Genomic DNA, 11,404 nt, shown 5'->3' with positions numbered 1-11,404 from the left:
GCCGTCGACCGTGCCGAGCATCTCGCCGCTGCGCGTCTCGACCACGCGCACCTGGTCCAAGGACCCGGAGCGCAGCGACACCGCGCCCGCCGGGAACTCCTCCGGGTGGCGCAGCGTGAACTGCCCGCGACGCTCCACCAGTTCCCCGAGCGCGACGAGATGGTCGCAGTGCTCGCGCACGCGCGGACCGAAGACGGCAGCGTCGGTCCGCGGGTCGATCGGTCCCTCGTGGGCCGCGCACACCAGGTGTGCGAGGTGGATCTCCTCGCTCTCGTGGTCGAGGATCGCCGACTCGACGGGACGATCGAGGAACTCGTCGGGGTGGCGGCAGAAGAACTGGTCCAGCCCGTCGTCCCCCGCGACGTAGACGGCGAGTCCCCGGCCGCGCCGCCCGGCCCGTCCCCACATCTGCCGCAGCGAGGCGACCGTCCCCGGGAACTCCACGCACACGGCAGCGTCCAGCGCCCCGATGTCGATGCCCAGCTCCAGCGCGTTGGTCGTGATGACCGCCTGGATCTCGCCCGCCATCAGGCGCGCCTCGAGCTCGCGGCGCTGCTGTGGCGTGTAGCCGGCCCGGTAGGGGATCACCCGCTCGGCCAGGTCCGGGTCGGTGTCCCGCAGCTTGTCGGTGATGATCTTCGCGACGCGCTCGACGCCGCGGCGGCTCTTCACGAAGCAGATGGTCCGCGCCCCGTCCTGCACCAGCGACGTGACGATGTCGGCGGCCTCGCCGAGCGGGCTGCGGCGCGTCTGCAGCGCCTCGTCGGTCACCGGCGGATTCCACATCGCGATCTTGCGTGCCGCGCCAGGCGACCCGTCCTCGTCCACGAGCTGGACGCCGTCGAGACCGGTGAGCCGCTGCGCGAGGTCCACCGGATTGGCGATCGTGGCGCTGGCGAGCAGGAACCGGGGATCCGTCCCGTAGGCGTTCGCGATCCGCCGCAGGCGCCGCAGCACGTTCCCGACGTGGCTGCCGAAGACGCCGCGGTAGACGTGGGCCTCGTCGACCACGACCACGGCCAGGTTGGCGAACACGTCGGCCCACAGGCGGTGGTGGGGCAGGATCCCGATGTGCAGCATGTCAGGGTTGGTGAGGATCAGGTTCGCCTTGCGGCGGATCGCGCGCCGGTCCTCCTGACGGGTGTCGCCGTCGTAGATCGCGGGCCGCACGTGCTTGGTGAGGCCCAGCGCATGGATCGCCCGCGCCTGGTCCTGGGCGAGCGCCTTGGTCGGGTACAGGTAGATCGCGCGTGCCTTGGCGTCGGAGCAGAGCACGTCGAGCGTCGGCAGGTTGAAGCACATCGACTTGCCCGACGCCGTGCCGGTCGTGACGACGAACGGCCCGCGTGACGCGGCCTCCAGCGCGTGGGCCTGGTGGCGGTAGAGCCGCTCGACGCCCGCGCGAACGAGCCCCTTCCGCAACGCCGGGTGCAGGTCGTCGGGGAGGTCCTCGAAGACCGGTCGGCGCGCACCCTCGAAGGCCTCGCGAACGAGCCGGCCGTCGCGGGCCGCCTCCTCCAGGAGTCCGGCCCACGGGTCGGTCTGCGCGGGAGCGGAGGGCGACGGCGGCATCCACTCCGACGGTACACCTCCGGGGGCGGCTGCTACCTCGCCGCGAGCACCGTGTCCGTCACGCGGTCGCACGCCTCCCGCAGCTTGCGGAAATACGTGGCGCGGCTGACGTTGAGGTCGAGGGCCGCCCGCTCGTGCCCACCGTCGGGGTCGAAGTAGCCACGCCGGATGGTCTCGGCCAGCAGGCGCTCGTCGGCGCTCCCGCCGAACCCCTCGTTCACCGCGGCGTGAAGCACGGCCCGGACGGCCGCGGCGCGCTCGGTCGGCGTCCCGGCGGGGGGCGCGAGCGCGTTGCGGGCGAGGTCCAGTGGGCGGTGATAGCGCCGCAGCGCGAGACGGACGTCCTCCGCGGTCGCCCGGCCGTTCGCGCCCCCGCCGTCCGCCGGGGCCGGGGTGGCGTCGCCGGTGCGTACGAAGCGCCGTCCGGGACCGGGGACCGTGACGAAGGTGCCGTCGTCGTCTCCTGCGACCTCGCCGCGCCGGCCGGTCTCCGCGGCGCGAGCGGCGACCTCGGCGTGGATCACGTCCCGAAGCTGGCCGAGCACGCCGCCCGGTCCGTGGTCGAGAACGTGGCACTCGGTGATGCGACCCTCGCCGCGGTCCACGTCGAGCTCCGGGACGTGCTGGGCCCCGACACCCTCCGCGAACGCACGAGCGACCGGGTTGTGCGGGTCGATCGGCAAGTAGCTGCGGCGGATGTTGCGCAGGCCGCACCGGAGCATCGCGGCGGTGTTCATCAACGCGATCACGGGCGAGTGCACGTTGCCTTCGCGTCCCGAGCTCAGGTCGGCCGAGTCCCGCCAGACCAGCACGTCCTCGCCGGCGTGGTTCGCGCGCGCGTGCGCGATCCACGGCCCCAGGATGGGGTCGGCGTGCACGACCGGCGAGGTCGCGGACGGGGTGGCGCTGATGCAGAAGCCGGCCAGGCGGTCGGTCGCGTCCCGGGCGATCACGACGTGCTCGGGCGCCTCCTCGAGGAAGGCGCGGACGTAGGCGTCCCAGTCGTCGTTGCCCATCCGCGCGGCCATGGCCGCGACCACGGCGTCCACGTCGCTGGCGACGGGCTGATCGAGGCGGTGGGTGACCGACCCCTCCGCGCCGAACCCCCATCGCAGGGCCTCCGCCTGCATGAGCTCGGCCAAGTCCGGGATGACCGCCAGGCCCTCCGTCCCGGCCCGGGAGTGGACGTGGTCGGCGATGCGGCGGCGCAGCTCCCGTTCGCGCTCCGGTGCGCCTGCGCGGAGCTCGGCACCCACGGCCCGACGGAGCAGCTCGTGCAGCGCGATGCCCCCGCCGAGCCGCTCGGCGAAGGACCGCTCGCGCAGCCACCTCAGGGCGCGCCGGGCGTCGACGCCGGGCAGCGCGGCGGCGAGCAGATCGTGGGTGCAGACGCGCGCGATGGCGGCGACGGCGAGCACGTCGTGGTCGGAGCCCGCGAGCTCGTTGCCGGCGATGCGCTGGACGAGCGTGCCCGCGAGGTCCGGGCGCCCGTCGAGCGTCGGCTGGATCAGGTGCGGACGATCGGCGGTGCCACCGGCGGCGTCGAGCCCGACCACCAGCGCCAGCGGGGAGCCGTTCGCCCAGCCGACGAGCGAGCGTGCCGCGGCGGCGTCCGCGATCCCGGCGCGCTCGACGAGGGCGAGCGCGTCCTCCTGGGGCAGGGGGCCGAGCTCGAGGGACGTCGTGATCGCCTCCCAGCCGTTCTCGAACCACGCGGGCTCGGGCGTGCGGCGCCCCGCGATGACCACGAGGGTGCCGTCCGGCAGGCTGGGCAGCACCCGCTTGCGCAGATGCGTACCCGTTGCCGCGAGCCGCTCGTAGGTGTCGAGCAGGACCACCGGGCGCTCGGCGTCGTGGACGCCTCGCAGCGCGAGGTCGAGCTCGCCCGGCACCGGCGCGACGTCCCGGCCCTCCACGGCGAAGACCGGCCGGCCGGTGGCCGCCGCGCGGCGGCTCGTCTCACGCAGCAGGGTGCTCTTCCCGATGCCGCTGGGCCCATGGACCAGGACCACCGACGCGCTGGCGTCCACGTCCTCGAGGAGCAGACTGAGACGACGGATTTCGTCCTGACGTCCGACGAAGCGCTGCGCGTCGCGACGTTCGAGGCGCTGGCCTAGGGTGGCGGTCATGTGCGGTCCAACCGTGGAACTGGTGAAGAACTTACGCCGCTCGACGCCGATCGCCAAGCAGGTTCAGTGCTGACCCTGAGGCTCCGCCGGCGTTGACGGGGTGCGCGCGGCTACGCTCCCCGCATGCTCCAGGCGGTCTACGTGGATCTCGACGGCACCCTCCTCGGGCCGGGGGGGCACCTGTTCAAGGACGCCGAGGGGGGCTTCTCCCTGCTCGCGGCCCGGGCCGTGGAGGCGTGCGAGCGGGCCGGTGCCGAGCTCGTGGTCATGACCGGGCGCCGGCAGGCTCAGGCGATGGAGGACGCGCGGCTCCTGGGGCAGACGGCCTACATCTTCGAGGCCGGTGCGTGTGTCGTGCTCGACGGGGAGGAGCACTGGCTGACCGCTCCGCTCCTGCCCCAACCCGGCGAGCGGGGGTCGATCCACGCGCAGATCGAGGACGCCGGTGCCGCGACGCTCCTGCTCGAGCACTACGCGGGTCGGCTCGAGTACCACGACCCGTGGCATCGCAACCGGGAGGTGTCGCACCTGTTCCGTGGTCTGGTCGACGCCGATGAGGCCACGGCGCTCCTGGCGGAGCGCGGGCACGCAGGACTGCGCCTGCTGGACAACGGCGGGGTGCACCGGCGGTCGCCGGACCTCGCCGATCTGCCCCAGGTCCGCGCGTACCACCTGGTCCCCGTGGGGGCATCGAAAGCGGCGGGTGTCGCGTTCCACGTCCGCGCCCGTGGCTATGACCCGAGCCGGTGCATCGCGGTCGGCGACTCGCGGGAGGACCTCCAGACCGCCGAGCACGTCGGCGCGTTCTGGCTGGTGGCCAACGGGCTGAGCAAGGATCCGTCGATCGCCGAGGCGTTGTCGGCGTACCCGAACGCCCGCGTCGCCGAGGGTGCGCACGGGGCCGGGGTCTACGAGGCGGTCGTGGAGACACTGGCGCGACGCGGCGGCTGAGCGGGAGCCTCCGCCACCGCCGCACGCGGCGCCGCGACCGGGCCGTCAGGCCCCGTCCTCGCGCTGCTGCGCCCGGCGCTCGCGCCACGCGAGCCAGCGTGCCCGCATGCGCGCCCAGAAGCCTTCGCCCCGTTCACGTGGACGGGGTCGCCACCGCACCGGCGAGGGAGGAACCGTCGTGCGGACGAGCGCGACCCAGCCCTCGAGCGGCAGCGCGCCCGCGATGAGGTCGGCGAGCCCGCGGGTGACGGGCGCGTCGACGCCACTGCGCTCCAGGGCGCGGGCGAGCATCGGCACAGACTCCAGCGCCTCGACCGCCTGCCCGATGCGGTCGGGGATCTCGCTCGTCGGGACGCCCTCACCGAGCAGTTCTCCCGCGCGGCGGTTGCGGGACTGGGGGGCGAGCGCCGTCGCGACGAGGTCGCCCGTGCCCGCGAGGCCGATCATCGACTCGGGGCGCGCACCGTTGGCCTCGGCGAACCGCCACACCTCGGCGAAGATGTGCCCCGCGGCGGCGCCGGCGGCGTTCAGCCCGTGCCGCTCGGTGGCGCCCGCGGCCAGCGCCGCGGCGTTCTTGGCGGCGCCCGCCAGCTCGACCCCGACCGGGTCGTTGGAGCTCTCGCACACCACGCCGGCCCGGATGAACACGGCGCTGATCGTCGTGGCCAGCTCCTCGTCGCTGGACGCGACGACGAGCCCGGCCCCCTCGCTCACCATCTCGCGCGCGTGCGCGGGACCGCCCACGCAGGCGACGCGGTGCTCCCCGAACGCCTGCGACAGCAGGACCGTGGGCGCGATGCCGTCCGGCGGCACGAGGCCCTTGGCCAGCGACACGATGGACGCCTTGGGCGAGAGCCCGGTGTCCTCGAGGCGCCCGATGACCTCGTCGAGCCCACGCGACGGCACACCGAGGAACACGATCTCCGCGCGCGACAGACCGTCCCCGATGTGGCCGATCCGCAGCTCGCGAGGGAACTCGACGCCCGGGAGGTAGGTCTGGTTCTCGCGGTCCTGCTGCAGGCGCTCCGCCTGCTCGGTCGTACGCGCCTGCAGGACCGTGCGAAAGCCGCCACGGGCGAGCAGGACCGCGACGGCGGTGCCGAAGGACCCGGCTCCCACCACGACGGCGCGACGGCCCAGGGGTGTGGGGAGACGGGAGGGAAGCTGAGGGAGATGGCGTTCGGTCACGAGAGGGGGTCGGGGAGGGTACCCGGAGCGTCGCGTCGGGTTGCGCGAGGTCCAGACTTGTCCGCAACACGGGCCGTAGTACGAGCGGATGGCGCCGCTGCCGGGCAGCAGTAGCGTGGAGTCCGATCCACGCCGAAACGGAGATCGCCGTGATCCATGCCCGCCGCACCGTCCACCCCGAAGGTCTCGCGTGTCGCGCATGACGGCCCGACGCACCGCCGCGCTGGCTGCGGCCGCGGCATGCCTGCTCGGCGTGAGCACGGCGCCGGCCGACGCCAGCAGGGTGAAGTACAAGCTGACCGCGACGTACGACCGCGTCCACGCGGACTGGCGCAGCGGCGAGTACTGCGGGCCCGGATCGCCTCCGGGCGGCGGGGACCCGATCTACGTCTGCTCCGCGGATGCCGGGCTGAACCACGAGACCACGACCTATACCGCCCGGAGCACACGCTCCTTCACGTTCACGCGCGGAGCCACGAAGACGCCGTTCTTCTCGTTCAGTGCGCCGATGAAGGGGTCGTTCCGGACGGCGGTGAACCGCAACGCCTGGTCGAACTGGTTCCTCGGCGGCATCGGCCACAACCTCTGTACGAGCTTCTCGGGCGGCACGGGCGGCGCTCGCCTGACGGGGACCGTGGCGATGTCGGGCTACGGGAAGGCCCGTGTCCGCACCAACCTGCGGACGCGCTCCAGCACCAAGTACGGCTCCGTGTCGACCACCTCCGCCTGTCAGCGGTTCGGCGGCCAGGAGACCATGGAGCCGATCTCGGCGATGACCGACCGCAACTTCCTGCGGTTCGTCGATCTGCGGAAGGTCTACGGCAAGGAGTTCACGGTCACCGACACCCGCGTCGACCGCGGGCTCCTGAACCCGCCGCGCCAGCGCACGCGGACCCGCTGGACGTTCCGGTTCACCCCCGTCGCCAAGAAGCGTCCGCCGCGACGGACCTGGCACATCGACGTCGCGGGCCACGACACGTGGTCGTGGGGCATGTTCACCGGCCTGCGTGCGGGCGTCGGGGTCGACTGGCTGCATCGCACCGTGCTCGTGGTCAGGGGCGGCAAGATCGTGTCCGCCCGCGGCAAGGTCTACGTGCCGAACGTCCGCGCGTTCTCCGAGCCGGACGGGGCGTTCTCGGTCTCCCATCGGGTGACCACGCCGAAGAGCTACAAGATCCGCAGGGCGATCAAACGCAAGCGCAGCAACCGGGTGGAGCTCGGCCTGCTCGCCCTCAACCGCTCCGAGTACCGGGTGCGCTTCACGACCACCGCCGCGGGGCCGCCCCTGCTCGAGCAGTTGCGGCGCATCGGTGTGGCGAACCCGGATGCGTCCTACGCCAACGTCGTGAAGCGCGGGCCGGTCGAGGAGGCGGTGGCGTCGATCGTCCCCCTGAACCCTCGGGTCGTCGTGCGCCTGGTCGACGGTCGCAGCTATCGCCGGGAGACGGACGCCTTCAACGTGCAGTTGCCGTGCACGCGGTTCGGGGCCAAGGAGGACGACTGCTTCCGGCGGCGCGGCGGCGAGATCATCACCGTGAAGCTCGTGAAGTGAGCTAGAGGAAGGCCGCGATCCTGGCGCCCGCCGCCTCGATCTCCGCGAGCGTCGAGGCCTCCTCGATCGCCTGCAGGTCGAGGATCCGCACGTCGAAGGGGTCGATCTCGCGACGGCCGACCACCGCGTGCGCCGGGACCCCCGCCTGCCGGGCGCGGATCGCGAGCTCGCCCGCGATCTTGCCCTCGAGGGTGGTCCGGTCCAGGCGCCCCTCACCGACGACGACCGCGCGGGCCTCCCGCATCCGCGCGTCGACGTCGAGCGCCTGCAGCACGAACGGTGCCCCAGGTTCCAGCGTCGCCCCGAAGGCTGCGTGCAGCCCGCCGGCCAGACCGCCCGCGGCGCCACCACCCGGGACGCCGCGCGGGTCACGGGGCAGGGTCTCGGCGAACGCCGCGAGCCGCCGGGTCAGCCGATCGACCGTGGGGGCGTCGGCGCCCTTCTGGGGACCGAACACCGCCGCGGCCCGTTCGAAGGCGATGCGCACGTCGCACAGGACGACCAGTGAGGCGCCACGCAGGCCGCCGTGCTCCTGGATCGCGGTGATCGCGCCCGCCCCGCCGTCGGTCGTCGCGCTCCCGCCCGCGGCCACGAGCACGACCTCGGCGCCGGCGTCGACCGCGGCCGCCACGAGGTCTCCGGTCCCGACGGACGACGCCGCCCACGCCGTGTCGGGGCCACGTTCCTCGTCGCTCACGTGAGCCCAGCCACTGGCGGCGGCCACCTCGACGATCGCGGTCCCCCCGTCCTCGACGAGCGCGAAGGACGACAGCACCTCGCGGCCCAGCGGGTCACGGACGCGGGCGCCGGCCGTCTCCCCGCCGAGGGCGGTCAGCAGGACGGACATCGTTCCCTCGCCACCGTCCGCGAGCGGGCACAGGTCGGGAGGCGGCGTGACGCCCGCGCGCTCGAGGCCGCGGCCGACGGCGGCGGCCACGGTTGCGGAGGAGAAGGTCCCCTTGAAGCTGTCGGGTGCGACGAGCACCGGACGGTCCCACGGGTCCACGGGCCGCGCCATCGGTGCTGCTCAGTGCTCGAGCTGGTCGACGAGGCACTCGCGCGGAGCCTTGTCCTCGCGCCAGCGCTGGACCTTGGTGCCGTGACGGATCCGCCCGTCGCTGGCGTGGTCGTAGGTGACCTCGACGACGAGCTCGGGGCGCAGCGAGATCCACTCCAGGTCCTCGTCCGGGCGCCAGCGCGACGGGTCGCCCATGCCGCGCTCCCCGGTCTCGAACGGCCGCAGCCTCTCGACGAGCTCGCGCTTCTCCTTGGCGCTGAACCCGGAGGAGTGGCCGATGACCCGCAGGTGCCCCGCGTCGTCGTAGGCGCCGAGCATGATCGACCCGACCGTGCCCGCCGCCTTGCCGGGGCGCCACCCGACGACGACGGCGTCGAGGGTCCGCATCCGCTTGATCTTCACCATGCCGTCGCGCTTCCCCGGCCGGTACGGGGCATCGAGGTGCTTGGCGATGACCCCCTCGGCCTCGTGCAGCCAGCGGTCGGCCTCCGCGGCGGTCCCCACCATGGGGGTGAGCGAGAACGGGTGGCCGCCGCCGGCCGGGTCGTGACGCTCGACCCACGCCTCGAGGCGCTGCCGTCGCTCCCCGTAGGGGACGTCCAGCAAGGACTCGTCGCCGTCGGCCAGCAGGTCGAACGCGACGTAACGCGCAGGGGTGGTCTCGGCGAGCATCGCGACACGTGACGCGGCCGGGTGGATGCGCTGCGACAGGGTGTCGAAGGTCTGGCCGGCGCCGTCCGGCGCGTCGATGACGAGCTCGCCGTCGAGGATCGCGTGGAGCCCGGGCGGGAACGTGATCTCCGGGAAGTACCGCGCCATCGGCTTGCCGCCGCGCGACTGCAGGTGGACGTCGTCCCCGTCGAGGAAGACGAGCGTCCGGAACCCGTCCCACTTGGGCTCGTAGGCCCACCCGTCCTCCTCGGCGGGCAGGCCCTTGCGCGGGCGGGCGAGCTGGGGCGGGATCGGCGGCTGGAGCGGGAGCGTCACGTCGCGGACGTTACCCGCCCCGCCGCGCGGCCCTCAGCCGGGAGGGGCCAGGATCAGGCAGGTCGTCGACGCGTGGGCGACGAGCTTGCCGGTCTCGGCGATCGTCAGGCGACCGTCCGCCGTCGCGGTGCGCCGGCCCACGTGGATCACGGTCCCTTCCGCGTGCAGCGTCCCCGCGTCGTGCGGCACGCCGCGCACGTAGTTGACCTTGAGCTCGAGCGTCGTGTAGCTCACCCCGACCGGCAGGGTCGTGTGGATCGCGCAGCCGACCGCCGAGTCCAGCAGGGTGGCGATCGCCCCGCCGTGCACGCTGCCGAGCGGGTTGAGCATCCACGGCGCGGCGTCGGCGGCGAAGACCACCCGCCCCTCCTCGATCTCGGGGATCGAGAAGTCCATCGAGGCGGCGATCGGCGGGCGGGGCAGCTCGCCGGCCGCCACGCTCTGCCAGATCTCCAGGCCGCTCAGCCGCTGGGCGGCGAGCCAGGTGGGACTCGGGTCCTCCCACGCGAAGGCGTGCGAACCGGGGGCCATCATGCCGGCACCTCGACCGTGGTCACGGCGGGGGCGGTCGGCCGGGCGGAGGGCCGTGGTGCGTGCAGCGGGCCGATCGCGAGGAAGCTCGCGGCCGCGGCGAGCGCGCCGAGGACCATCACGAGCCAGACCCCGTCGAAGGACCCTGCCCCGGTCGGGACGCCGAGGACGGGCACGAGGATCGCCACGCCGAGCGCCGTGCCCACCTGGCGCCCCATGCCCAGTACCGCGGCGCCGGTCGCGAACCGCGCGGGCGGCAGGGATGCCGCCGCGGCGGAGGTGAGCGCCGGGTTGACGAGGCCGACTCCGGCGCCGCCGATCAGCATGCCGGGGAGGAAGTCGCGTGCCCATGCGGGATCGTCACCCAGTCGCCACGCCCAGCTCGCCGCGCCGATGGCGAAGAGCAGTCCGCCGAGCGCGCCGACGCGGTGCGGGCCGATCCGCTCACCCAGGCGCGCGCCGGGAACGCTGAAGGCCGCTGCGGTCGCCGGGCCCGGCGCGACCATCAGGCCGGCGGTCAGGACGCTCTTGTCCCAGACCTCGGTGAGGAACAGCACGCTGCCGAGGAGCATCGCGGCGAAGGCGACGAAGAACAGCAGTCCGCCCGAGACGGCGAGCCGGAACGAGCGGACGCCCACGACCTCGCGCTCCAGGATCGGGGCGGGGTGGCTGAACGTGCGCAGGACGACGGCTCCGAGCAGGACGACGGCCGCTCCGGACAGCGCCAGGGTCCGGGTGGACGTCCAGCCCCAGCTGTCGCCGTTGACGATGGCCGCGATGAGCGCACCCGTGCCGAGCGTGACGGCGACGGCGCCCGGGACATCGATCCTCCCGGCGTCGGGCCCGGTGGCGCGCGCTTCGCGCAGGATGCGGCTGCCGATGGTGATCGCGGCGACGCCCACGGGCAGGTTCACGAGGAAGACCCAGTGCCAGCTGAGCTCGACGAGGAGGCCGCCGACGGGAGGGCCGGCCGCGGCCGCCACGCCTCCGGATGCCGCCCAGACGCCGATGGCGACCGGCCGTTGCTCGGCCGGGAACTCGCGCAGCAGCAGGGCGAGCGAGGTGGGCAGCAGGAACGCCGCGCCAACGGCCTGGACGATCCTCGCGCCCACCAGGGTCTCGACCGATCCTGCCGCAGCGCAGGCGACGCTCGCCGCCGTGAACAGCGCGAGCCCGCCCAGGAACGCCCGCTTGTTGCCGATGGAGTCCGCGAGACGGCCGGCGGGGACGAGCAGGGCGGCGAACACGATCGTGTACGCGTTGAGCACCCAGCTCAGGTCCGCGAGGTCGCTGCCGGAGAAGTCCGCAGCGATGTCGGGGAAGGCGATGTTGACGATGAAGAGGTCGAGGCTCGCGACGAAGACTCCGACGCACACCACGAGCAGGACCTGCCAGCGACGTTCCATGGGACTGCGCTCCTTCGAGTGAGTTGCTTGACGAAACGCACTGTAGGGAAGTCGGTTGTTTCATGCAACC

The 11,404-nt window shown here is 73.6% G+C and carries 9 protein-coding genes; 2 read left to right on the top strand and 7 right to left on the bottom strand.

All coding sequences use genetic code 11. The features are described from left to right. Together ABYE80_RS00360 and ABYE80_RS00355 are read right to left on the bottom strand one after the other, a co-directional pair. A partial coding sequence (locus tag ABYE80_RS00360) for a DEAD/DEAH box helicase (protein ID WP_372787774.1) occupies positions 1–1,572 on the bottom strand: 1,572 nt, incomplete at its 3' end. A gap of 32 nt (positions 1,573–1,604) precedes the next feature. Then, entirely contained in the window at positions 1,605–3,701 is a 2,097-nt protein-coding gene (locus ABYE80_RS00355; protein ID WP_372787773.1) for an ATP-binding protein, read from the bottom strand. A gap of 123 nt (positions 3,702–3,824) precedes the next feature. Here ABYE80_RS00355 and ABYE80_RS00350 point away from each other — a divergent pair, with 123 nt between their 5' ends. Next, positions 3,825–4,652 (top strand): HAD family hydrolase, encoded by an 828-nt coding sequence (locus tag ABYE80_RS00350; RefSeq protein ID WP_372787772.1) that lies wholly within the window; start codon positions 3,825–3,827, stop codon positions 4,650–4,652. Positions 4,653–4,697: 45 nt separating this feature from the next. On the opposite strand, the gene ABYE80_RS00345 is transcribed toward ABYE80_RS00350, so the two are convergent. Further along, positions 4,698–5,840, bottom strand: coding sequence for an NAD(P)H-dependent glycerol-3-phosphate dehydrogenase (locus ABYE80_RS00345; protein ID WP_372787771.1), 1,143 nt, complete (start codon positions 5,838–5,840; stop codon positions 4,698–4,700). Positions 5,841–6,039: 199 nt separating this feature from the next. On the opposite strand from ABYE80_RS00345, the gene ABYE80_RS00340 reads away from it, so the two are divergent. After that, positions 6,040–7,392: a hypothetical protein gene (locus tag ABYE80_RS00340; protein ID WP_372787769.1), complete on the top strand. Its 1,353-nt coding sequence runs from the start codon at positions 6,040–6,042 to the stop codon at positions 7,390–7,392. Between the two features lies 1 nt (position 7,393). On the opposite strand, the gene ABYE80_RS00335 is transcribed toward ABYE80_RS00340, so the two are convergent. Genes ABYE80_RS00335 through ABYE80_RS00320 form a run of 4 tightly spaced genes read right to left on the bottom strand, consistent with a single transcriptional unit; the run spans position 7,394 to position 11,334 of the window. After that, positions 7,394–8,410 (bottom strand): glycerate kinase, encoded by a 1,017-nt coding sequence (locus ABYE80_RS00335; RefSeq protein ID WP_372787767.1) that lies wholly within the window; start codon positions 8,408–8,410, stop codon positions 7,394–7,396. A 9-nt stretch (positions 8,411–8,419) separates the two neighbouring features. Beyond that, entirely contained in the window at positions 8,420–9,397 is a 978-nt protein-coding gene (locus ABYE80_RS00330) for an ATP-dependent DNA ligase (RefSeq protein WP_372787766.1), read from the bottom strand. 33 nt (positions 9,398–9,430) lie between these two features. After that, a complete protein-coding gene (locus ABYE80_RS00325) occupies positions 9,431–9,931 on the bottom strand; it encodes a PaaI family thioesterase (protein ID WP_372787765.1) in 501 nt (166 codons plus the stop codon). Continuing rightward, positions 9,928–11,334 carry an MFS transporter gene (locus ABYE80_RS00320; protein ID WP_372787764.1) on the bottom strand — a complete coding sequence of 469 codons (1,407 nt, stop codon included), beginning with the start codon at positions 11,332–11,334 and terminating at the stop codon, positions 9,928–9,930. The genes ABYE80_RS00325 and ABYE80_RS00320 overlap by 4 nt, the downstream gene beginning before the upstream one ends. Positions 11,335–11,404: the final 70 nt, after the last annotated feature.

The sequence above is a fragment of the Paraconexibacter sp. genome, from assembly GCF_041602235.1.
Classification (GTDB): domain Bacteria; phylum Actinomycetota; class Thermoleophilia; order Solirubrobacterales; family Solirubrobacteraceae; genus Paraconexibacter.
This window is presented reverse-complemented; position numbering and strand designations above follow the sequence as displayed.

Bases quoted from the DNA above. Each gene is read 5' to 3' on its own strand.
- ABYE80_RS00355 (WP_372787773.1), bottom strand. From the start codon at position 3,701: ATGACCGCCACCCTAGGCCAGCGCCTCGAACGTCGCGACGCGCAGCGC.
- ABYE80_RS00350 (WP_372787772.1), top strand. From the start codon at position 3,825: ATGCTCCAGGCGGTCTACGTGGATCTCGACGGCACCCTCCTCGGGCCG.
- ABYE80_RS00340 (WP_372787769.1), top strand. From the start codon at position 6,040: ATGACGGCCCGACGCACCGCCGCGCTGGCTGCGGCCGCGGCATGCCTG.
- ABYE80_RS00335 (WP_372787767.1), bottom strand. From the start codon at position 8,410: ATGGCGCGGCCCGTGGACCCGTGGGACCGTCCGGTGCTCGTCGCACCC.
- ABYE80_RS00325 (WP_372787765.1), bottom strand. From the start codon at position 9,931: ATGATGGCCCCCGGTTCGCACGCCTTCGCGTGGGAGGACCCGAGTCCC.
- ABYE80_RS00320 (WP_372787764.1), bottom strand. From the start codon at position 11,334: ATGGAACGTCGCTGGCAGGTCCTGCTCGTGGTGTGCGTCGGAGTCTTC.